We start from the raw sequence: 22162 nt of genomic DNA, 5'->3' as shown, positions 1-22162 counted from the left end.
GTCCACTGAGCCGGAGCGTGACCGACGCCACGCTCTGTGGCCTTACGATGGCGCGGTGCTGGTCAAGTGGATTCGCTGCACCGTGGTGGACCGCCGCGGTTTCGAGCGGGGGCAGCGAAAGTGGGCGGGGCTGCTGGGTGAGCCGGGATTCCGGGGACAGGGCGGGGGCTGGAGCCGCGGACGGTCGGGGGTGGCCCACGTCTTCGCCTTCTGGGAGAGCCGTGCCTTCTACGACTCCTTCATGGCCCGCTCCCACGACCGGCTCGCCGCGTCGCAGTCGGGCACGTTCAAGGACTCACAGGTCAAACTGTTCGACTACCGCTTCGACGTGAAGACCGGTTTCGAGCCGCGCTTCACGGACGCCGACCTCGTACGAGTGGCCCACTGCCGCGTCCACGAGGAGCGGGCCGAGCACTTCGCCCTGATGCAGGAGAAGGTGTGGAACCCGGCGATGGCGGGTTCGCCGGGCATGGTGCGCGGCCTGTTCGGCGAGGCGCCCGGCCACGAGTTCCTGGTGCTGTCCATGTGGCGGTCGGCCGCCGAGCACGGCAAGTACCGCGCCGAGCGCGTGGAACGGCTCGCGCTGCGGGCCCAGACGGAGGCGGACGTCGCGGCTCTGACCGGCGACATCGTGGAGCTGGAACCCACCTGGACGGTCTGACGGAGCCCCTCGCGGTGGGTCCGCAGTGTGCAGGAGCTGTGTGACCTACGCCGTATGGAGCCCGTACGAGTGCTCGATCGGCCCGCAACCGATCTAGGGTTTCGGCATGGCACGACCACGGCGCATCGTTCTTGTCCGGCACGGCGAGTCGGTGGGCAATGCCGATGACTCCGTCTACGAACGCGAGCCCGACCACGCGCTGGCGCTCACCGAGAAGGGGTGGCAGCAGGCGGAGGACACGGGCAAGCAGTTGCGGGAGCTGTTCGGCCGGGAGCGCGTAAGCGTTTACGTCTCCCCGTACCGCCGCACCCACGAGACCTTCCGGGCCTTCCATCTCGACCCCGAGCTCGTCCGCGTCCGCGAGGAGCCGCGGCTGCGCGAGCAGGACTGGGGGAACTGGCAGGACCGCGACGACGTACGCCTTCAGAAGGCGTACCGGGACGCCTACGGGCACTTCTTCTATCGCTTCGCCCAGGGGGAGTCCGGTGCCGACGTGTACGACCGCGTCGGCGGCTTCCTGGAGAGCCTCTACCGCAGCTTCGAGGCGCCCGACCACCCGCCGAACGTCCTCCTGGTGACCCATGGACTCGCCATGCGGCTGTTCTGCATGCGCTGGTTCCACTGGTCGGTCGCGGACTTCGAGTCGCTGTCGAATCCGGGGAACGCCGAGAAGCGGATGCTCGTTCTCGGGGGCGACGGCAGGTACACCCTCGACCGCCCCTTCGAACGCTGGCGTGATCCGGAACCGTACGGGGTCACGGGGTAGGCGCCTCACCGTGAAGATCAAGTCCGAGCACACCCGGCCGTGCCGGACGTGTCGACAACGAATTAGAGTGGCAGGGCGATGACCGCTGACTCCTCTCCCGATGGGCGCCTGGGCCGCGCCGTGGCCAGCCTGCGCGGACTCGCGGTGGGGGACGCGCTCGGCTCGCAGTTCTTCGTGCCCGCGAACTATCCGCTGCTCCAGCGCCGCGAGCTGCCGCCCGGCCCCTGGCAATGGACGGACGACACGGAGATGGCCTGCTCCGTAGTGGCCGTTCTGGCCGCCCATCACCGCATCGACCAGGACGAACTGGCCCGCTCCTTCGCCGAGCACCACGACTTCGACCGGGGCTACGGCCCTGCCGTCAACCGACTCCTGCGGCTGATCCGGGAGGGCGGCGACTGGCGCGAGCTGGCCTCCCAGCTCTTCAACGGACAGGGGTCGTGGGGCAACGGCGCCGCGATGCGGATCGCCCCCCTCGGTGCCTGGTACGCCGACGATCCCGAGCAGGCGACGCACCAGGCGGAGATCTCGGCATACCCCACCCACCAGCACCGCGAGGCCGTGGTCGGCGCCATGGCCGTCGCCGCTGCCGCCGCCCTGGCGGCCGACCCCGCGGGCCCGCCGAGCGCCGAGGCACTGCTCGACGGCGTCATCGCGCTCGTCCCGCGCAGTGCAGTGGGCGCGGGGCTGCGGCGCGCCCGCGACATGCTCGACTACGGAGACGCCGGGACGGTCGCCGCCGTACTGGGCTGTGGACGGCGTACGACGGCGCACGACACGGTGCCGTTCGCACTCTGGTCGGCGGCCCGGGTACTGGGTGACTTCGAAGAGGCGTTCTGGGCGACTGCCCAGGTGGGCGGCGACATGGACACGACCTGCGCCATCGTGGGCGGCGTGGTCGCCGCGGGCAAGGCGGGGGCGCCGCCGGGTACGTGGCTGGACCAGACGGAGGCGCTGCCCGACTGGGCGCCGGTGCCCGCCTAGCGTCGTACGACCGTCGGGGAGGTGTCTCTGCCCGCGAGACCTGCTGCCGCCGGCGAAACCCGGTCTCTGTCACAGGCCTGCTACAGCGTCGCTGCGACGCGTCCGCACGGCCGACGCGTGGATACCCTTTCCGCCACGCCGCCTGTTGATCATGCCGGGCGCACGCCGACGAGATACCGGTCACCAGCACCAGCCCTCCGCCGCCGAGGCGTGCCACGGGCTGCGTACGGGCCGGCTGGGAGGGGGTCCCGTGTCCGACATACCGTCCACGCCCGAGCCGACAGATCCCGAGCGGGCACGGTTGAAGGGGAAGGCCCCGGGAGCCGAGGAAGGCGATGCGCGCGAGAGCGACGGGCTCGCCGGGGAGCCTGCGGGGAAGGACGAGCCGCAGGACGCGGTTCCGGGGTCGAGGTCGGCCGGTGTGGGCACCGGTCCCAGGCCCGGCTCGGCTGGTGCCGCGGTTCGTCCCCGGTCCGGTTCGGCCGGTGCGGGGACCGCGGCGACTGTGGGCGACGACTGGGACCATCCGTCCGTGGCGCCCACGCCCTGGCTGGCCGGTCTCCGGGTCGAGGAACCGGCCCCGGTGCGGACAGCCACCCTGTGGGCCGCGCTCGCCACCGGGGTGCTGAGCATGCTGCTCCTGGGGGAGGGCCTTGCGGTCAACCTCCTCCTGGTCGCGATCCCGGCCGCGCTCGCCGCGTATTTCGCCGCCCAGGACGCGGGCAGGCTCCCGCGCGCGTGGACGCTCGTCTGGGGCATCGGCGGGCTGGCCCTGCTGGCCGTGCCCGCTCTGCGGGACGCCGACTGGCCGTCGTTCCTGGCCGTCGTCACCGCAATCGCGCTGGGCTCGCTCGCCCTGCACGGCGGACGGCGCTGGCCCGCCGTCCTGCTCGGCCCGATCGGGCTGTTCAACGCGCTGGTCACCGGCCCCATCTGGGGCTGGCAGGGGCTGCGCGAGCGGTCGGGCGGCGCCCGCGGGCGGGTCGGTCCGGTGCTGCGCGCGCTCGCGGTGACCGCGGTCCTCCTCCTGGTCTTCGGCGCGCTGTTCGCGGGAGCCGACGCCGCCTTCGCCGATCTGCTCGGCGATCTCGTGCCGGACGCCTCCGTCTCCGGCGGCCCCTGGCGCGTCCTGCTCCTCGCGCTCGGCGTGGTCGGCGCGCTCGCGGCGGCACACACGGCCGCCTCGCCCGTCCAGTGGGACCGCGTCGAGGTGCCCGAGGGCCGCGCCCGGGGGCGGGTCGAGTGGGCGTTGCCGCTGATCGTGCTGACCGTGCTCTTCGCGGCCTTCAACGCCGTCCAGCTCGCCGTGCTCTTCGGCGGATACGACGCCGTACTGAAGGAGACCGGCCAGACGTACGCGGAATACGCGCGGCAGGGGTTCTGGCAGCTGCTCATGGTCACGCTGCTGACCCTCCTCGTCATCGTGTTCGCCCTGCGTTGGGCGCCGCGGGAGGGGGCCCGCGACCGGACGCTGGTGCGCGCTGTGCTGGGAACTCTGTGCGCGCTGGCGCTCGTTGTCGTGGCATCGGCGGTGCGACGTATGGACATGTACGTGGAGGCCTATGGACTGACGCGGCTGAGGGTCTCGGTGGTGGCCGTGGAGCTCTGGCTCGGGCTGGTCATCGTGCTCATCATGGCGGCCGGGGTGTGGGGTGCCCGCTGGCTGCCGCGAGCCGTGGCGGCCAGTGCCGCGGCGGGCGTGCTCGCCTTCGGGCTGCTGTCGCCCGACGGTCTGATCGCCGAGCGCAACGTCCAGCGGTACGAGGACACCGGCAGGTTCGACCTCGCGTACGCGCGCGACCTTTCCGCCGACGCCGTACCGGCCCTCGACAAGCTGAAGGAGCCGCTGCGTTCATGCGCGCTGCGGTCCATCGCGGACGACCTGGCGAACGACCCCGGACCCTGGTACGCCACCAGCTGGGGCGAGGCCCGTGCCCGGGACATTCTTCGCGACCGCCCGCTGTCCAAGGACGCGAACTGGGATGTGTGCAGTCGGGTGGGCGACGACGTCACGTATCGGTGAGCGTCTCCCGCGCCGCTTCGTTGTCACCTATCGGTGAGCGTCTCCCGCGCCGCTTCGTCTCATGCCGCGGCGGACCGCCACGGTCCTCCCGTGTCGGTCCGCCACATGTTCTGTTCCGTCCCGTCCTGTCGGGGACGGGCGGGTGGATGATCAGCCTCCGGCGGGTCCCGTCGTGCCGGAGAGTGCGTCCAGGTCGCTCTTGCGGACACGGATCACCACAGCGGCGGTGACGAGGGCCAGTACGGCCATCGCCGCGGCCGGGATGAACGCGGTCGAGATGCCTTCGGCGAGCACCTCGTGTCCCCAGGGCGCGGGCAGCTGGTGCGTCTTGGCGAACTCCGCCTTCTGCTCCGGCGAGCCGTTGGCCAGGAAGTCCGGCAGCTGCTTCTCCGCCTCGTCACGGCTGGCCGTCCCGAACACCGTGGTCAGGATGGAGAGGCCGAGCGAACCGCCCACCTGCTGCGTGGCGTTGAGCAGCCCCGACGCGGCGCCCGCCTCGTGCAGGGCGACGCCGGAGACGGCGGTGAGGGTCAGCGTCACGAAGTTCAGGCCCATGCCGAAGCCGAACAGCAGCATCGGCCCGAGCACCCCGCCGACGTACGAACTGTCGGGACTGATGAACGTCTGCCAGCCGAGACCGAGCACCACCAGCGTCGAGCCGGTGACCATGAACGGCTTGGGGCCGAGAACCGGCAGGAATCGCTGCGACAGGCCGGCGCCCACACCGATCGCGACCGTCACCGGGAGGAAGGCCAGACCGGCCTGGATCGGCGTGTAGTCCAGCACGTTCTGGACGAACAGCACGATGAAGAAGAACATGCCGAACATCGCCGCGGCCAGGCTCAGCATGATCACGTACGTGCCGGAGCGGTTGCGGTCGGCGAACATCTTCAGCGGGGTGATCGGCTCCTTGGCCCGCAGCTCGATGAAGACGAACGCCACCAGCAGGACGACGGCCGCCCCGAAGGACCCGATGGTGAGGTTGTCGCGCCAGCCCTCTTCCGCGGCGCGGATGAATCCGTACACCAGGGATGCCATTCCGGCCGTCGAGGCGAGCGCGCCCGCGATGTCGAAGCGGCCCGGATGACGCTCGGACTCGTTGATGTACATCGGCGCGAGCACCGCGATCAGGACACCGATGGGTACGTTGACGAAGAGCACCCAGCGCCAGTCGAGCCACTCGGTGAGCATGCCGCCCGCGAGAAGACCGATGGCGCCACCGCCCGCCGAGACGGCGGCGAAGACACCGAAGGCCCGGTTCCGTTCCGGGCCCTCGGGGAAGGTCGTGGTGATCAGCGCCAGCGAGGTGGGCGAAGCGATGGCACCACCCACGCCCTGCAGGGCGCGCGCGACCAGCAACTGCCAGGGTTCCTGAGCGAGGCCGCCCAGCAGTGAGGCGAGCGTGAACAGCAGGATGCCGGTCATGAAGACCCGGCGCCGGCCCAGGATGTCCCCCGCCCGGCCGCCGAGAAGCAGCAGGCCGCCGAAGGTGAGCGTGTAGGCGCTGACGACCCACGTCAGGTCGGTCGTGCTGAATTTGAGCGCGTCTTGAATGTGCGGGAGTGCGATGTTCACAATCGTCGCGTCGAGCACCACCATGAGTTGGCAGGCTGCGATGACGGTGAGTGCGATGCCGGGATGCCCCTCCCGGCGGGCTGCTCCTGGCTTCTGTTCCTGGATCAACTGAGAGGTTGTCACTATGGGTCCCCCACAAGTGCGTTAGTGAACGCTCGCGTTCACTGCCGCGACAACGGTAGTGAGTCCCCGTCAGAGAACGCAAGCGTTCACTGAAGTCAGTGCCGTGTCGCCGCACCGATCCGCTCGCTCGACGCCCCCGCTTTCCCTCGCTCAACGCTCAACGGAGACACACAGATGGTTACTTCGCGCTGGACGGCCGCCCCCGCTCAGACGGTCTCTCCTCGCCGGCGCGGCGCCGTACTCGAGCGCGCCATCCTCGATGCCGCGCTGGAACAGCTCAGTACGGTCGGCTGGAACGCCCTCACGATGGAGGGCGTCGCCGCTGGTGCCCAGACGGGCAAGGCCGCGGTCTACCGGCGCTGGCCCTCCAAGGAGGACCTCGTCGCCGACGCACTGCAGGCCGCCATGCCCCGGCTCGTGCAGGCGCCCGACCTCGGCGGCGTCCGGGAGGATCTGCTGGCGCTGTGCCGGCAGGTACGCGAGGCGATGTTCTCGCGACCCGGCTTCGCCCTCCGCTCGGTGCTTCACGAATGCGACGCCACGCAGGCCGAGCGCTTCCAGGCGGTGATCGTCGGCGGAGTGATCGAACCGACCATGGGCCTGCTGCAGGAGGTCATCCGGCGAGGAATCGAGCGGGGGGAAGTACGCGCCGACGCGGCGAATCCGTACGTCTTCGATGCCATTCCGGCGATGATGATGTACCGGTCCAAGGTGTGCGCCAGTGAATGGGGCGAGCGGGACCTGGAGGAGATGATCGACCAGCTGATGGTTCCGCTGCTCAGGCCGAACCGCGCGTGACTCCAGGGCGCCACGGTCTCGGGGACCTGCCTGGTCGCGCGGCCGCGGGCGGGTCGGGGCCGCTCGGGGAGTCAGGGTGTCGGGTGGGGCTCCGGGCGGCGTAGGCTGAGGCTGCCATGCCGTACGAACCTCCCACTCACACCGTCGAGCGCTCCCTCCGCGCCACGACCGGAGCGAAGATCATTGCCGGTGTCGACGAGGTGGGGCGCGGTGCCTGGGCCGGTCCTGTCACCGTCTGCGCCGCCGTCACGGGACTGCGCCGTCCGCCCGAAGGGCTCACCGACTCCAAACTCCTGACCGCCAAACGGCGCACCACGCTCGCCGTGGAGCTGGAGAAATGGGTGACGTCGTACGCCCTGGGGGATGCCTCTCCCGAGGAGATCGACAGCCTGGGGATGACGGCTGCCCTGCGGCTCGCGGCTGAGCGCGCCCTGGAGTCGCTGCCGGTGCGCCCCGACGCGGTCATCCTCGACGGAAAGCACGACTATCTCGGCCACCCCTGGCGGGTCCGTACGGTGATCAAGGGCGACCAGTCCTGTGTCGCCGTCGCGGCGGCCTCGGTGATCGCCAAGGTCCGGCGCGACAAAATGATGGCCGAACTGGGCATCGACCATGCAGACTTCGGATTTGCGGCCAACGCCGGGTATCCGTCTCCCGTGCACAAGGCCGCGCTGGAGGAGTGGGGACCCACCCCGTACCACCGGCTGTCGTGGGCGTATCTTGATGCGTTGCCCCAGTGGCGGCACCTCAAGAAGGTCCGCAGCTGGGTGGACGGACGCGTTCCGGAAATCGAGGGCCAGCTCGGCTTCGATTTCTGACGATTCCGTTCGCACCCATGTGCCACCCGCCGACGCGAGTCGCACCGGCGTTTGATAAAAATCAGCTCATGCCTCTCATTCCCGAGGAGCCTCAGATTCACGAGAGTGCCCAGGGTCCCCGCGCCACGCCGGCCGCCGGCCGCACCGCGCCGACCCCCCGTCCCGTACCCGGCCCCCGTCCCGTGGCTCCGCCACGTCCCGGCCGTCCGGGTCCTGTCCGGCCGATGCCGGCCCAACGCACCCCGCGCGAGCCCGTTGCGGCCGTGCCGGGGCCTTCCGCTCCGGCCACCGTGGCCGCTGCGGCGACCCCGCAGATCCAGCTGATCCCGGCCTCGGTCGAGGGTGCGCTGGACGCCGCAGAAGAAGCCGTCGACCTGCTGCTGGAGTCCGGTCGCGCCCCTGGTGAGGTGCTGGTGATCACCACCGGCGACCTTCACCCGTGGGCCGCGCACGAACTGTCCTTCGGCGAAGCCGCCTACTGGGCGCAGCACGACGCGGGCGACGACGTCTTCTACGCCGACGCCTCCGTCGCGGAGCGGGCCGCGTCCCGCCCCGTGGTCGTGGTCGCCGTCAACGGCGGCGCCGACACGGCTGCCGCCTCCGCTCTCCCGCTGGCCCTCGGCCGGGCCGGCGCCCTGATGATCGTCTGCGGTGACCCGCAGCAGATCAACTCGGTGCTGGGCGCCGGGGTCTGAGCGGTTCCGGACCCCGCCGGGAGCATGTCCGGGGCGCGTTCGCGGCTCGCTCGCGGCGCGTTCGGAGTGCTGCTTGCGGTGAGTGGGTTCGGGGCGTCGCAGGTTTCTCTACGGCGACGTCTGTCCGGTGGTCATGTCGGCGTGCGCCGATGATGGCTGGGCGGCGCCAGGTCCCTGTGCCGGAGCGTCCTCCGGCGTCCGGGATGACGTTTCTCGTCGCTGAGTGAGGCGCGTGGGTGTGTGCTGCGCCGGGCCCGGCCGATCCGAGCTGTTCGGTGTCGGCGGGCACGGCGCTGCCGCCTGTTCATTGGGCGTGATTTCCCGCGTGCCGGGCGGGGCTGTTCATGCGCCGCGCATGGCCGTTCGCCTCTTGTGGGGGTGGTCGGTCGGTTTCGGGGAGCGTGATCAACAGTGCTCTGTGGGCGGGGCGGGGTGTGCGCCCTGTGGCATGCCGCCCTGCGGCCTTCTGTCAGGGCGGCAGCCTTCAGCGCTCTTTGGGCGTCTGAGGTGTGGGCCCTGCGGCCTTCTGTCAGGGCGGCAGCCTTCACTGTCGGCGGCCGACTGGCTCAGCCGTCTCGCCATCAGGCCGACTTCCCTGCCGCGCGATGCCGCGGTGGGCGACCGCCGCGGTTTCAGCGGGCGGCTGCCCGGCGCAGTATCTCCGACGCGGCGCCTCCGGTGCGCGGCAGCGGTGGTGGAGCCTCGGCCAGGGCGAAGGACTCCGGCGGGGAATCCGCGTGGGGACTGCGTCCGCCGCGGCCCTCGCCGAGAACCTGCCAGCCGTCGCGCGTCAGCGTTATGTACGCCCCGCAGCGCAGCCCGTGGAGCGTGCAGGCATCCCGCAGGCCCCACATCCACGCCCCGTCCTCCTGTGTCCATCGCGCGTCGCCGTCACGGCAGTAGAGCAGCACGGCCGTGCGCACCGGAGTGCGACGCCGCAGGTCGTGCGGGATGACCCGGCGCAGCTGCGAGAGCAGTGCGTTGCGGAACATCCAGCCGTCCGCCGGAGCCGGACGCCGGGTGAACGAGGCGCTGGCCCGCAGCCGTTCGTCCGGATCGAGGACGGCCACGATCGCGGTCGACGGTCTGGGCAGATGCCGGGCGTGCAGCCCACTGACGACCTCGCGGGGATTACGCAGCAGCGGAATCCCCGCGGCGGCCCATTCGGCGGGTTCGAGCATCCGGGCCAGTGGGTTGGCGGACAGGTCGGCAGACGTCGACATCGATGCCGCCGAGGACGGAGCGAATCCGAAGGTCACGGTCCTCCCTTCGGCTACGCGCCCACACTGCGGGCGGGGGTCGGACTTGGGGGAGCGCACGCCGCAGCAGAGCCCTACCGGACCACGGGCAAGCCGTGCGGGGAGCGGACCTCAATTCTTGCTGTCGAACTTGGTTGCGGCAACGAGCAATTGGGGCCACAGACCGTTTTCTGACAGTGTGACGCGTATATCCCTGCCCACTGATGCCGTTGGCGATGCGTGGGTCACGCCTGTACGGCGAGGACCAGCGGCAACACCCCCTGTGCACCGGCCCGGCGCAGCATGCGAGCGGCCACCGCGAGCGTCCAGCCGGTCTCCGTCGCGTCGTCCACGAGCAGTACGGGACCGCCGGCTTCCTTGAGGGCCGCGGCCAGCGCGGGCGGCACGGCCAGCGCCCCGTCGAGTGCCTTGAGCCGCTGCGCGCTGTTGCTCCGGGAGATGTGCGCCGCCTCGCCGACGTACTCCAGGGAACCCAGCAGGGGTAGTCGGCCGACTTCCGCGATCCTCGCGCCCAGCGACTGGATCAACTGCGGTCGCCTGCGCGAGGCAAGGGTGACGACCCCGACCGGGCGGGGCTGCGCGTCGGGCTGTCCGGAGGCCCAGCCGCCGGGTCCCTTCGCCCAGTCGGTCAGCACGCCGACCACGGCCTTCGCGACATCGTCGGGCACGGGCCCGTCCGGGGCCTGCGGTACGAGCATCGGCCGCAGCCGGTTGCCCCAGCCGATGTCCGAGAGTCGCCCCAAGGCCCGCCCCGGCGCGGCCTGTTCACCGGCCGGGATGCGCCCCTTCAGGTCCACGCCGACGGCCGGCAGACCCGTCGGCCACATCTTCCGGGGCTCGACCTCGACGCCCGCGCGGCCCAGCTCGCCGTTGGCCGCGTCCAGTGCCGCCGGGGACACGGGCGTCTCGAAGCGCGCTCCCGCGCAGTTGTCGCAGCGCCCGCACGGCGCCGCTCCCTCGTCGTCGAGCTGCCGCCGCAGGAACTCCATCCGGCACCCGGCCGTTGTGACGTAGTCGCGCATCGCCTGCTGTTCGGCCGACCGCTGCTTGGCGACCCAGGCGTACCGCTCGGTGTCGTACGCCCAGGCGTTGCCCGTGGAGATCCAGCCGCCCTGCACGCGGCGCACCGCACCGTCCACGTCGAGCACTTTGAGCATCGTCTCCAGGCGGGACCGGCGCAGCTCCACCAGGGGTTCGAGAGCGGGCAGCGAGAGCGGCCGGTCGGACCGGGACAGGATGTCGAGCGTGCGGCGCACCTGCTCCTCCGGAGGGAAGGCGAGCGACGCGAAGTACTCCCAGATCGCCTGGTCCTCCTTGCCCGGCAGCAGCAGCACCTCGGCATGCTGCACACCGCGGCCCGCACGCCCCACCTGCTGGTAGTAGGCGATGGGGGAGGAGGGAGAACCCAGGTGCACGACGAATCCGAGGTCGGGCTTGTCGAAGCCCATGCCCAGCGCGGACGTGGCGACGAGCGCCTTGACGCGGTTGGCGAGCAGATCCTCCTCGGCCTGCTGGCGCTCCGCGTTCTCGGTCTTTCCCGTGTACGACGACACGATGTGCCCGCACTGGCGCAGGAACGCGGTGACCTCCTCGGCCGCGGCCACCGTGAGGGTGTAGATGATCCCGGAGCCCGGCAGATCGTTCAGATGCTCGGCGAGCCAGGCCATCCGGTGGGCGGCGTCCGGCAGCCGCAGCACGCCGAGGCTCAGGCTCTCCCGGTCCAGCGGCCCGCGCAGGACCAGCGCGTCGGTGCTGCCTCCGGTGCCCAGCTGCTCGGCGACATCGGCCGTCACGCGCGCGTTGGCTGTCGCGGTGGTCGCCAGGACGGGGACGCCGGGCGGGAGATCGGCGAGCATCGTGCGCAGCCGGCGGTAGTCCGGCCGGAAGTCGTGGCCCCAGTCGGAGATGCAGTGCGCCTCGTCGACCACGAGCAGGCCGGTGGCCGCGGCCAGCTTGGGCAGCACCTGGTCGCGGAAGTCGGGGTTGTTGAGGCGTTCCGGACTCACCAGGAGGACGTCGACCTCGCTTGCGGCGACCTCCGCCTGGATCGTCTCCCACTCCTCAGTGTTGGAGGAGTTGATGGTCCTCGCGCGGATTCCGGCGCGTGCGGCCGCATCCACCTGGTTGCGCATGAGCGCGAGAAGAGGGGAGACGATGACCGTGGGTCCGGCGCCCCGCTCGCGCAGCAGCGCGGTCGCGACGAAGTACACCGCGGACTTACCCCAGCCGGTGCGCTGCACGACGAGCGCTCTGCGCTTGTCGGCCACCAGGGCCTCGATGGCGCGCCACTGGTCCTCGCGCAGCCGGGCCTCGCCCGCCGGGGCGCCGACGAGACGGGCGAGAACGGTGTCGGCCGCGGTGCGGAGGTCATCGGAGGCAGTGGTGGGTCGCGGGTCTGCGTTGCTCATGGCCCCATGCAACCCGATGGGTCGGACATCGCGCGAACGAGCCTGCCGAGCTGTGGACAATTTCTGACGTGTCCCTGATTGGGGTTATCCACAGGGCGAAGCGGAATTTCAAGATCCGCGGGATGGTCACGGCATGACGAATCACAGCGAAGCGGCCGGCTCTTCCGGCAACAGTGACTTCAACAAGCACGCAGGGCGCGATGCGCGCGAAGGCGCTGAGGAACACGCGGGACATGAAGGAGAAGGGGGGCACGGAGGCTGCGAAGGGACCGGTGAGCGAGGCGCTCTGTCCGGGCATGCGGGCCGTGACCGCCCTCTCGAGTACGCAGGGCACGGCGCCGATCCCGGTCCCTGCGCCGAGCACCAGGTCACCCTGCGTACGCCGGCCGAACTGGCCGACGCCCTCCCGTACTTGCTCGGCTATCGGCCCGAGGACAGCATCGTGCTGGTCGCCCTGCACGACGGCGAGCGGCGCGGCCGGTTCGGCGGGCGAGCCCGGCTCGGGATCCCGACCACCGCGGGGGACTGGCCGTCCGTCGCCCAGCAGCTCTCGCGAGGGCTCGTGACGGGCAGCGAGCGCCGGGGTGCCCGGCCCGGGAGCATGGTCGCCTACCTCTGCCAGGAACCGCGGGCCGGCGAGTCGGGTCAGGACGTGATGGAGCGGCTTCGCCCGCTGGCGCAGTTGCTGCGCACGTCCTGCGGAGACCTCGACGTCCCCGTGGTCGAGGCGCTCTGCATCTCCGACGGCCGTTTCTGGTCGTACTGCTGCCCGGGGCAGGGTTGCTGCCCGCGAGGCGGTGAGGCGATGGGGCTGCCCGGCACCTCGGTGCTGGCCGCCGCCGCGACGTACGCAGGCCTCCAGGTGCGCGGCACCCTGCGCGAACTGACGGCCAGGCTCTCGCCCCGGGAGACCGGCGGTGCGCTGGAGCAGGAGATCGCCCTGGACACGGCGTCCATGGCACTCGTCCCCCGGATTCTGGACGCGGAGAGCCGCCAGGGCGTGGCCGATGAGGCCCTCGGACTGGCCCGCCGGATCCTGGACCGGTTCGCCGACGCTCCCACCGTGTCCGGCACGCGGCCTGCGGACCTCCGCGACGACGGACTCCTCGATGACGACGAGGCCGCCACTTTGATTCTCGGCCTTCAGGACCGTACGACCCGTGACCGCGCGGCCGAGTGGATGGAGGGCGACGAGGCGGGGCCGGCCCTGCGCCTCTGGCGAGCCCTGGCCCGCCGTTGCGTGGGCCCCTACCGCGAGCACGCCGCGGCACCGCTCACACTCGCCGGATGGGTCGCCTGGTCCACCGGCGACGAACTCGAAGCCCGAGAGGCCCTGGCCATGGCTCTCGGCGCCGATTCCGACTACCTCTTCGCTCGTCTCCTGCACCAGGCCTGCAACGAGGGCCTGGACCCTGAGTCGATCCGGCGCTGCTTGCGGGCGGAGCGCACGGATCGTGCGGCGGTGACAGCGGAGGGGTCTTCGGACTCCGGTTCCTCGATCTCCGAGCGTGCGGACTGTGATGCCACGGGGCCATCGGCGGACGTTGCCTCTTCCGTGTCAGGCGCTGCTGTGGGGCCCGCCGACGGCACCGCTCCGGCCCTTCGCATGGCCGCGGCCAAGTCGGCGGCGTCCGTCGCTCGCCGCCGCCGACGGCCACGACAGGCGGAAGGGAACGGAGAAAGCCGGCCGAGCAGGCCCTCCTCCGGGACGACAGGAACCCGTCGGCGCCGGCCCGCCGACGAGGCCTCGCCTGCCGGAGAGGGGCCGGGGCGTACAGCCGGGGGCGCGAGCGGTCGGGCGCGGACACGGGCACGTCATGGCGGCGGCCGTCAGGGCATGGGGGAGGACATGTGAAGGGCGGGGCGGGGGGCGGAAGGACCAACCGTCTCCCCGGACATGCCGACCATGCCGCGGCCATTCGCGGCATGCCTCGATCGTCGTCGCTCCACCGCCATTCGGTCGGCTTCCCGGGCGTGGGGCGTGACTCCGAGCAGGCCCGCCCCGTTCACCTGAGTGGCGGAGCCCGTGACCCGGTCTTGCCGTCGTTACGCCCTCGACCCTCCGGGGCCCCCACCCGGCGCCGAGTGCGCCCAAGGCGCACCGAGCGCGGAGGAAACCGTCCCATGCCCCTGCCGATCCCGCCCTCCGCCGACGACGGCGACCGTCCTCTCCCTCGCCTGACCGGGCAGCCCTTCGCACCTCGGAGCGGCCCGTCGGCCCCGCGTACAGCAGTGGCGGGGACTGCGAGAACCTCTGCCGGGTCGGGTGGTCCCGCAGCTCCGCCAGGGGCGCTTCCCGCGCCACGCCGGTCCGGTGACCTGCCACCCGCCCACACCGCGTTGATCTGTGTCGCCCTGCCGGGGCTGGTGATCTCCACGGAGCAGGGGCAGCTGACCGGCCAGGGGCTGGAGGGGTTCTATCGCGCCGGACGACGGGTGCTCTCCCGCCTCCAGGTGCGGGTGGCCGGCCGGGAGCCGCTCGCCGTGGGGGCCCGGATGGTCGGCGCCGACCGAGCCCGCTTCGTGGGAACGCTGCGCGCATCCGCCGACGGTGGGCCGGACCCGGATGTCGTTGTCGAACGGATGCGCCACGCGGACGGCACAGAACGGATCACCTTGCGGAGCGCCGCCGTCCGCACCCTGCGGGTGCCCGTCGAGGTGGCCTTGGGCACGGACCTCGCGGAACTGGGCTCGGTCGCCTCGGGTCGCGCCGGGCCTGAACTGCCCGCGAGCGTCCACGACTCGGGCCTGCGGTGGTCCGGTGCCGCCGGGCATGTGGCCGTCACCGCCGACCCACCGCCCACTGATGCCCTGGCCTCCGCGGGGCTGTTGCGATGGGAGCTGGAACTGCCGCCGGGTGGTAGCAGAAGTGTGGAGCTGCGCGTGCGGCCGGACGGCGCGGGACCCATCAGAGTGGTGGGACGGGAGGTGACCAGTCCGCTGGCATCCGCTCGCGCCGTGGGCGACGACCCCAGGGTCCAGGCCCTTCTGCGGACGTGCGTCGAGGACCTACAGGTCCTGTTGCTGCGCGATCCCGGGAACCCGGCCGACATGCACCTCGCGGCAGGGGCGCCGTGGCGCTGCGGCCTCGCCCCGGCCGAGGCGCTCGTCGCGGCGCGGATGACGCTGCCGCTGGGCACCCGGCTGGCCGCGGGCACGCTGCGGACCCTGGCCCGCACCCAACTCATGGGCCCAGGGCCGCAGTCGGGGCTGATCCCCGGACCGCGACGGGACGCCGGCCCGCACCTGCCACCCGGCTGCACGGGCACCGAGGCGACGCTGCTCTTCCCGGTGCTTCTCGCTGAGGCCCGGCGCTGGGGGCTCGCGGAACAGGAGGTCCAGGAACTGCTGCCCACCGCTGAGCGGTGCCTGCGCTGGCTCCGGGCCGCTGTCGGGAACGGCACCTATCTGCCCGACCCGCATCCCGGCGGACCGCTGCGCTGTGAGACACAGGCGCACGCCCACCGGGCAGCGCTGCTGGGCGCAGATCTGCTCGATGTGCACGGGCGGCCGGGGTCTTCGGGGCTGCGGCAGTGGGCCGAGGAGCTGCGGACGGCGTTCCATGAGGATTTCTGGGTCGAGGACCGGGGAGGCGGCAGACCTGCTGCCGCCCGAGCCCCGGACGGACGCTTAGTGTCCCCCCTCGGAGCGGCCGCCGCCCATCTCCTCGACACCGGTCTGCTCGGTTCCGGCGAGGCGGCCCCCGGTCTGCTCGACAGAGTGCGGACGGAGCAGCTGGCGCGGCTGCTCGGCAGCCCGGCCATGGACTCGGGCTGGGGGCTGCGCAGCCTGGGGGCGAAGGAGGTGGCGTACAACCCGTTCGGTCATCGCTCCGGTGCCGTGCGGGTGCAGGAGACCGCGGTCGCTGTCGCGGGGCTGGCCGCGGCGGGCTTTGAGAAGGAGGCGGGCTCGCTGCTGGAGGGCGTACTGGCGGCGGCCGAGACCTTTGGGTACCGGCTCCCGGAGATGTACGCGGGTGAGCAGCGCACCGAAGGGAGCGCTCCCCTGCCCCATCCCGCCGCCTGTCGGCCCGCGGCCACCGCCGCGGCCGCGGGAGTGCTGCTCCTTGCCACGCTCGCGGGGATCCGCCCCGACGCTCCGGCCGGGACGGTGACCTTGCGCCCGGTACGCAGTGCGCCGCTGGGCGCGATCGGACTGACGGGGCTGCGGATCGCCGGTGCCCCCTTCTCCGTACGGGTCAGCAGGCTCGGTCTCGCCATGGTCGAGGAGGCGACCGACGGACTGCGACTGGGAGCGTGACCTTGCAGGATGTGGCCCGGAACGGTCATCGACGGCAGCGGTGATGTTCGTAGCGGACGGAAAAGGATCAGCCGTGGATGCGGCCGACGAAGGGAGTGTTTATCGTCAGGCAGACGACTATGATCGCCGCATGCCCTACGACCCGTCAGCCTTTCCGCCCTTCGCTGTCACCGTGGATCTGGTCGTGCTGACCGTGCGCCGCCACGCCCTGTGCGCGTTGGCGGTACGGAGGGGCGAGCAGCCGTTCCAGGGGCGGTGGGCGCTCCCCGGCGGCTTCGTACGGACGGACGAGGACCTGGGGCAGGCGGCGGCGCGGGAGCTGGTCGAGGAGACCGGGCTGCGCGCCCACGACCCGGCCGCCCCCGCCCAGGACAACGGCGCGCACCTGGAGCAGCTCGCGACCTACGGCGACCCCAAGCGCGATCCCCGGATGCGGGTGGTCAGCGTCGCCCATCTTGCGCTGGCCCCCGATCTGCCCGCACCCAGAGCGGGAGGCGACGCCAACAGCGCGCGCTGGGCGCCCGTCGAGGAACTGCTCCAGCAGGGCGGGTACGGCCGCGACGGCGAGCAGGCGGCACCGCTCGCCTTCGACCATGCGCAGATCCTCTCGGACGGCGTGGAGCGCGCCCGGTCCAAGATCGAGTACTCGTCCCTGGCCACCGCCTTCTGCCCGACCGAGTTCACCGTCGGCGAGCTGCGCCGTGTGTACGAGGCGGTGTGGGCCGTCGCGCTCGACCCGCGCAACTTCCACCGCAAGGTGACGGGCACGCCGGGCTTCCTCGTGCCCACGGGCGGTACCACTACACGCCAGGGCGGCCGCCCCGCCCAGCTCTTCCGTGCGGGTGGCGCCACGCTGCTCAATCCGCCGATGCTGCGCCCCGAGGTCTGACGAGACGAGTTCCAAGGTGCCCGGAAAACCGGAAATGTCGCGCTATCTTGCTTCGGGTGATCCAGGCCATCGGACTGACCAGCAACCCCCGCAAGGAGCTTCCGCCCGCCGTGGACGATGTGTCCTTCGAGGCACACGCGGGTCGTGTCACCGCGCTCCTCGGGGCCACGGGCGCCGGCAAGACGACAGCGCTGAAGCTCATGCTCGAACTCCAACAGGGCCGCGGAATCACCTACTTCAGAGGTCGCCCGCTGCACCGGATCGCCCATCCGTCGCGCGAGATCGGCGTGCTGCTGGGTGAGGTTCCCGGGCATCCGGCACGCACCGTCCGGGGCCAACTCCGCATGCTGTGCGCCGCCGCGGGAGTACCCGTGCGGCGCGCGGACGAAGTCCTCGAAGTGGTGGGTCTGGTCAGCCTGCGGGACGAACGACTGGGCACCCTCTCGCGCGGGATGGACCGCCGCCTCGGCCTGGCCTGCGCACTGCTGTCGGACCCGCACACCCTCGTGCTCGACGACCCCGCAGACGGGCTCTCCACACGTGAAGGCCGCTGGCTGCACGGGATCCTGCGCGCGCATGCCACCCAGGGCGGCACCGTGCTGTTCACCACGGACGACGCCAAGGAGGCCGCACGATCCGCCGACCGGATCGTCGCGCTGGAGGAGGGCAGGCTCGCCGCCGACCAGGAGGCCGCCGACTTCGCCCGCACACGACTGCGCCCCAGGGTCGCTGTCCGCAGCCCGCACGCCGCCCGTCTCGGCGCTCTGCTCACCAAGGAAGCCCGGGCCGCACAGCGCTCGGTGGAGGTCGTACGAGAGGACGGCAACCGCCTCTCGGTGTACGGCAGCACGTGCGCCGACGTCGGCGAGACGGCCTTCCGGCACAGCATCCTCGTACACCAACTAGCCGACGAGATCGGCGACATGGGGTCGGCCGCCGTGCAGCCGACCGGGAGCGGAGCACCCGAAGCAGGCGCGCCCGGCCCGGCCCGGAAGCCGACAGACGACGCGCTGCCGCCGCTCCCGCCCCCCATCGCCGTACGGCAGGCTCCCAGCCCACTGCGACCGCTGCGCTACGAACTGCGTCGCGCCGCCGGGGTCGGCACCGGCTACCTGGTCGTGGCCGCCGTGCTCGTCACCTCCGCACTCCTGTCCGTACTCCTCGCCAGAATCGGGCACACGCCCCAGCCGTACCTCCTGGCGGCGTGGCCGCAGGATTTCCCGCTGCCGCCCGCCGCGCTCGGCGCGGGGCTGCTCGGGGCGATCGCCTTCGGCGAGGAGTTCCGCCACCCCGCCCTGGCCGCGGACCGCGGCACCGTGCCCCGCCGCCTGGGACTGCTCGCCGCCAAACTTCTCGTCTCCGGAGTCACCGCGCTGGTGCTGGCAGTCCTCACCGTGGGCTGCGACCTCGAAATGCTCTATCTCGTCTACGGACGGGAGCTCACCGGAGTTCCCGCGGACTGGCTCTCCCTGAGTGCCGGTTGGATCGGCCTCATGGTGGGCTGTGCCTGGGCGGGCGTACTGGCCGCGGGCATCTTCCGGTCCACGACCGCCGGGCTGGCCGCGGTGCTCGCCGTGCCGATCCTCGTCGTACCGCTCGTACAAAAGACCTTGGAGGGACCGTCCGTGCGGACGGCCGCCGGGTTTTCGGAGCGGCTGCGCGAGCTCGTGCTGATGCAGTGGCCATTCGGCGGGGAGCGCTATCTGGCGGCCGGGGTGCGGGTGATCGCCCAACCCGTGGGCGGCGCGCTGATGTTGTCGCTGACCGCCCTGCTCTGCGCATATCTGCTCATGACCCTGCGGAGCAGGGTCCGATGACGACCGTCCGCGCCCTTCCGTTCCTGTCGTGCTCACAACTCCCCGGAGAACGCCCATTTCTTTCCGATAAGGCGTCAATTGCGACGGTGTGAGCGATCACCCTTTCGTGTGCTTTTCACCAAAGACCTCAAGGGAGTTGAGGGCGACGCCGACAAAGGATCCGTGAGTACCCTTGCGCACACCATGATGACCGCCGCCCGCTCCGCAGACTCCGGCCTGGCCGGCCCGGGCGAACTCGACCGCTACCCCTATGCAGAGGCCCCTGGTGCCGACCGCGTCGGCGCCCCCGTGTGGGAGAGCGCGGACCCAGAGCTGGGCCGTATGGGCCGGCGCACCGCGGGCAGCCGCGGACGCGGGCTGCACGGCCAACTCGTCCAGCAGCTGGGCCAGATGATTGTCTCCGGCGACCTGGGCGCGGACCGCCCGCTCGTGCCCGAGGAGATCGGTCAGCGGTTCGAGGTCTCCCGCACCGTCGTCCGTGAGTCGCTCCGGGTCCTGGAGGCCAAGGGCCTGGTCAGCGCCCGTCCCAACGTCGGCACGCGCGTGCGCCCCGTCAGCGACTGGAACCTCCTCGACCCGGACATCATCGAGTGGCGGGCCTTCGGGCCGCAGCGCGACGACCAGCGGCGCGAGCTGAGCGAGCTGCGCTGGACGATCGAGCCGCTCGCCGCCCGCCTCGCCGCCGGGCACGGACGCGAGGACGTCCAGCAGCGCCTCGGCGACATGGTCGAGATCATGGGCCACGCCATGGCGCAGGGTGACGCGCTGACGTTCTCGCGAGCCGATGCGGAGTTCCACTCGCTGCTCATCCAGCTCGCGAGCAACCGCATGCTGGAGCACCTCTCCGGGATCGTGTCGGCTGCCCTCCAGGTCTCCGGAGGCCCCGTCACCGGGTGTGACCGGCCGACCGAGGTCTCTCTTGCGCATCACGGCCGGATCGCCGACGCGCTCGCGGCGGCCGACGGCGCGGCGGCCGAGGCGGCCATGCGCCAACTTCTCACCGTCCACCCCGAGGTGGAGCGCGTGGTGCCCGCGCCGCGCGAGCACTGACCGCGTACCGAGGGCGGCGCGGTCGGGGGCGTATGTCCTCTCGTGGCATCGCTCGGCCGGCGAACCATCTCCTGTCGGACCCCGCCGGACCCTCCTGGGATCCGGCGAGGTCCGGCGGCGCGATGGGGGGTGAACCCACCAGGTGACCTTCTCTGACCACATCTGTACGCTTTTGAGCGCTTACGGGGTGTGACTCGGGCCACGCAGATTGGGCGTAACGCTCCTCGGAACAGCGCGATGACTTAAGAGGTGACAGCCGCGGAGGGAATACGGACGCCGTTCATGGCGCTGTGCATCTTCCCGGCCCCCGCCCGCGCCGTCGACCAATCCCCAAGTCGGCGGTCGTCGGCTCCTGTCCATCCTGGACGGGGCCGGAAGCCGTTTTCCAACGTTCCGAGAGGTTGTTCGTGTCGGCCAGCACATCCCGTACGCTCCCGCCGGAGATCGCCGAGTCCGTCTCTGTCATGGCGCTCATTGAGCGGGGAAAGGCTGAGGGGCAGATCGCCGGCGATGACGTGCGTCGGGCCTTCGAAGCTGACCAGATTCCGGCCACTCAGTGGAAGAACGTACTGCGCAGCCTCAACCAGATCCTCGAGGAAGAGGGTGTGACGCTGATGGTCAGTGCCGCGGAGCCCAAGCGCACCCGAAAGAGCGTCGCAGCGAAGAGTCCGGCCAAGCGCACCGCCACCAAGACGGTCGCCGCCAAGACGGTGACTGCCAAGAAGGCCACCGCCGCCACCGCCGCCCCCGTCGTGCCCGCTTCCGACGATTCCACCGAGGACGCGTCCGCGCCGAAGGCCGCTGCCAAGAAGACGACCGCCAAGAAGGCAGTCGCGAAGAAGACGGTCGCCAAGAAGACGGCGGCCAAGAAGACCACCTCCAAGAAGGACGACGCCGAGCTCGTCGATGACGAGGCTTCCGAAGAAGGCGTGGCCGCGGGCAAGCCCGGCGAAGAGGAAGAGGAGGGGGCCGAGAACAAGGGCTTCGTTCTCTCCGACGACGACGAGGACGACGCGCCGGCCCAGCAGGTCGCCGTGGCCGGTGCCACCGCCGACCCGGTCAAGGACTACCTCAAGCAGATCGGCAAGGTCCCGCTGCTCAACGCCGAGCAGGAGGTCGAGCTCGCCAAGCGCATCGAGGCCGGTCTGTTCGCCGAGGACAAGCTGGCCAACGCCGACAAGCTCGCCCCCAAGCTCAAGCGCGAGCTGGAGATCATCGCCGAGGACGGCCGCCGCGCCAAGAACCACCTTCTGGAGGCCAACCTCCGTCTGGTGGTCTCCCTGGCCAAGCGTTACACCGGCCGCGGCATGCTCTTCCTGGACCTCATCCAGGAGGGCAACCTCGGTCTGATCCGCGCGGTCGAGAAGTTCGACTACACCAAGGGCTACAAGTTCTCCACGTACGCCACCTGGTGGATCCGTCAGGCGATCACCCGAGCGATGGCCGACCAGGCCCGCACCATCCGTATCCCGGTGCACATGGTCGAGGTCATCAACAAGCTCGCGCGCGTGCAGCGCCAGATGCTCCAGGACCTGGGCCGCGAGCCCACCCCGGAGGAGCTGGCCAAGGAACTCGACATGACCCCGGAGAAGGTCATCGAGGTCCAGAAGTACGGCCGCGAGCCCATCTCGCTGCACACCCCCCTGGGTGAGGACGGCGACAGCGAGTTCGGTGACCTCATCGAGGACTCCGAGGCTGTCGTCCCGGCCGACGCGGTCAGCTTCACGCTCCTCCAGGAGCAGCTGCACTCGGTGCTGGACACCCTGTCCGAGCGCGAGGCGGGCGTCGTCTCGATGCGCTTCGGTCTCACCGACGGTCAGCCGAAGACCCTCGACGAGATCGGCAAGGTCTACGGCGTCACGCGCGAGCGCATCCGTCAGATCGAGTCCAAGACGATGTCGAAGCTGCGTCACCCGTCGCGTTCGCAGGTGCTGCGCGACTACCTCGACTAGGTCTCGGCCTCACGTCACCGAGGGCCCGGCTCCTACAGGGGAGCCGGGCCCTCGGCGTATGTGCGGCGTGCGGGCCCACGCACG

The 22162-nt window shown here is 71.3% G+C and carries 16 protein-coding genes; 13 read left to right on the top strand and 3 right to left on the bottom strand.

What is annotated here, in order from left to right; genetic code table 11:
- Nucleotides 1–55: 55 nt before the first annotated feature.
- From AB5J56_RS12770 to AB5J56_RS12755, 4 genes are all read left to right on the top strand, one after another.
- Nucleotides 56–661 carry a DUF4937 domain-containing protein gene (locus AB5J56_RS12770; protein WP_369232825.1) on the top strand — a complete coding sequence of 202 codons (606 nt, stop codon included), beginning with the start codon at nt 56–58 and terminating at the stop codon, nt 659–661.
- A 106-nt stretch (nt 662–767) separates the two neighbouring features.
- Nucleotides 768–1427 carry a histidine phosphatase family protein gene (locus AB5J56_RS12765; protein ID WP_369232824.1) on the top strand — a complete coding sequence of 220 codons (660 nt, stop codon included), beginning with the start codon at nt 768–770 and terminating at the stop codon, nt 1425–1427.
- 78 nt (nt 1428–1505) lie between these two features.
- Nucleotides 1506–2411 carry an ADP-ribosylglycohydrolase family protein gene (locus AB5J56_RS12760; RefSeq protein WP_369232823.1) on the top strand — a complete coding sequence of 302 codons (906 nt, stop codon included), beginning with the start codon at nt 1506–1508 and terminating at the stop codon, nt 2409–2411.
- 550 nt (nt 2412–2961) lie between these two features.
- Nucleotides 2962–4434 (top strand): DUF4153 domain-containing protein, encoded by a 1473-nt coding sequence (locus tag AB5J56_RS12755; RefSeq protein WP_369242518.1) that lies wholly within the window; start codon nt 2962–2964, stop codon nt 4432–4434.
- 150 nt (nt 4435–4584) lie between these two features.
- Here the strand turns inward: AB5J56_RS12755 and AB5J56_RS12750 are convergent, their stop codons facing one another.
- On the bottom strand, nt 4585–6132 hold the full coding sequence (locus tag AB5J56_RS12750) for an MFS transporter (protein ID WP_369232822.1): 1548 nt from the start codon (nt 6130–6132) through the stop codon (nt 4585–4587).
- Nucleotides 6133–6306: 174 nt separating this feature from the next.
- On the opposite strand from AB5J56_RS12750, the gene AB5J56_RS12745 reads away from it, so the two are divergent.
- From AB5J56_RS12745 to AB5J56_RS12735, 3 genes are all read left to right on the top strand, one after another.
- Entirely contained in the window at nt 6307–6930 is a 624-nt protein-coding gene (locus tag AB5J56_RS12745; protein ID WP_369232821.1) for a TetR/AcrR family transcriptional regulator, read from the top strand.
- Nucleotides 6931–7046: 116 nt separating this feature from the next.
- Nucleotides 7047–7748: a ribonuclease HII gene (locus tag AB5J56_RS12740; RefSeq protein ID WP_369232820.1), complete on the top strand. Its 702-nt coding sequence runs from the start codon at nt 7047–7049 to the stop codon at nt 7746–7748.
- A 68-nt stretch (nt 7749–7816) separates the two neighbouring features.
- Nucleotides 7817–8443, top strand: a complete 627-nt coding sequence (locus tag AB5J56_RS12735) for a hypothetical protein (RefSeq protein WP_369232819.1) — start codon at nt 7817–7819, stop codon at nt 8441–8443.
- A 632-nt stretch (nt 8444–9075) separates the two neighbouring features.
- Here the strand turns inward: AB5J56_RS12735 and AB5J56_RS12730 are convergent.
- Both AB5J56_RS12730 and AB5J56_RS12725 read right to left on the bottom strand, forming a co-directional pair.
- Complete coding sequence (locus AB5J56_RS12730) at nt 9076–9702, bottom strand: hypothetical protein (RefSeq protein ID WP_369232818.1); 627 nt, start codon at nt 9700–9702, stop codon at nt 9076–9078.
- Between the two features lie 224 nt (nt 9703–9926).
- Nucleotides 9927–12110 (bottom strand): RecQ family ATP-dependent DNA helicase, encoded by a 2184-nt coding sequence (locus tag AB5J56_RS12725; RefSeq protein WP_369232817.1) that lies wholly within the window; start codon nt 12108–12110, stop codon nt 9927–9929.
- A 133-nt stretch (nt 12111–12243) separates the two neighbouring features.
- On the opposite strand from AB5J56_RS12725, the gene AB5J56_RS12720 reads away from it, so the two are divergent.
- From AB5J56_RS12720 to AB5J56_RS12695, 6 genes are all read left to right on the top strand, one after another.
- Nucleotides 12244–13965, top strand: a complete 1722-nt coding sequence (locus AB5J56_RS12720) for a DUF4192 domain-containing protein (RefSeq protein ID WP_369232816.1) — start codon at nt 12244–12246, stop codon at nt 13963–13965.
- A gap of 488 nt (nt 13966–14453) precedes the next feature.
- Nucleotides 14454–16370: a glycogen debranching N-terminal domain-containing protein gene (locus tag AB5J56_RS12715; RefSeq protein WP_369242516.1), complete on the top strand. Its 1917-nt coding sequence runs from the start codon at nt 14454–14456 to the stop codon at nt 16368–16370.
- Between the two features lie 130 nt (nt 16371–16500).
- On the top strand, nt 16501–17259 hold the full coding sequence (locus AB5J56_RS12710) for an NUDIX domain-containing protein (protein ID WP_369232815.1): 759 nt from the start codon (nt 16501–16503) through the stop codon (nt 17257–17259).
- Between the two features lie 56 nt (nt 17260–17315).
- Complete coding sequence (locus tag AB5J56_RS12705) at nt 17316–19076, top strand: ATP-binding cassette domain-containing protein (RefSeq protein ID WP_369232814.1); 1761 nt, start codon at nt 17316–17318, stop codon at nt 19074–19076.
- A 162-nt stretch (nt 19077–19238) separates the two neighbouring features.
- Nucleotides 19239–20126: a FadR/GntR family transcriptional regulator gene (locus AB5J56_RS12700; protein WP_369232813.1), complete on the top strand. Its 888-nt coding sequence runs from the start codon at nt 19239–19241 to the stop codon at nt 20124–20126.
- Between the two features lie 407 nt (nt 20127–20533).
- Nucleotides 20534–22078 carry an RNA polymerase sigma factor gene (locus tag AB5J56_RS12695; RefSeq protein ID WP_369232812.1) on the top strand — a complete coding sequence of 515 codons (1545 nt, stop codon included), beginning with the start codon at nt 20534–20536 and terminating at the stop codon, nt 22076–22078.
- The last annotated feature ends 84 nt before the right edge of the window (nt 22079–22162 follow it).

This window comes from Streptomyces sp. R21 (assembly GCF_041051975.1).
In the GTDB taxonomy this organism is placed as follows: Bacteria; Actinomycetota; Actinomycetes; order Streptomycetales; family Streptomycetaceae; genus Streptomyces.
This window is presented reverse-complemented; position numbering and strand designations above follow the sequence as displayed.

Coding starts and splice junctions, on each gene's coding strand:
- AB5J56_RS12735 (WP_369232819.1), top strand. CDS start 7,817: ATGCCTCTCATTCCCGAGGAGCCTCAGATTCACGAGAGTGCCCAGGGT.
- AB5J56_RS12720 (WP_369232816.1), top strand. CDS start 12,244: ATGACGAATCACAGCGAAGCGGCCGGCTCTTCCGGCAACAGTGACTTC.
- AB5J56_RS12740 (WP_369232820.1), top strand. CDS start 7,047: ATGCCGTACGAACCTCCCACTCACACCGTCGAGCGCTCCCTCCGCGCC.
- AB5J56_RS12765 (WP_369232824.1), top strand. CDS start 768: ATGGCACGACCACGGCGCATCGTTCTTGTCCGGCACGGCGAGTCGGTG.
- AB5J56_RS12725 (WP_369232817.1), bottom strand. CDS start 12,110: ATGAGCAACGCAGACCCGCGACCCACCACTGCCTCCGATGACCTCCGC.
- AB5J56_RS12710 (WP_369232815.1), top strand. CDS start 16,501: ATGCCCTACGACCCGTCAGCCTTTCCGCCCTTCGCTGTCACCGTGGAT.
- AB5J56_RS12760 (WP_369232823.1), top strand. CDS start 1,506: ATGACCGCTGACTCCTCTCCCGATGGGCGCCTGGGCCGCGCCGTGGCC.
- AB5J56_RS12745 (WP_369232821.1), top strand. CDS start 6,307: ATGGTTACTTCGCGCTGGACGGCCGCCCCCGCTCAGACGGTCTCTCCT.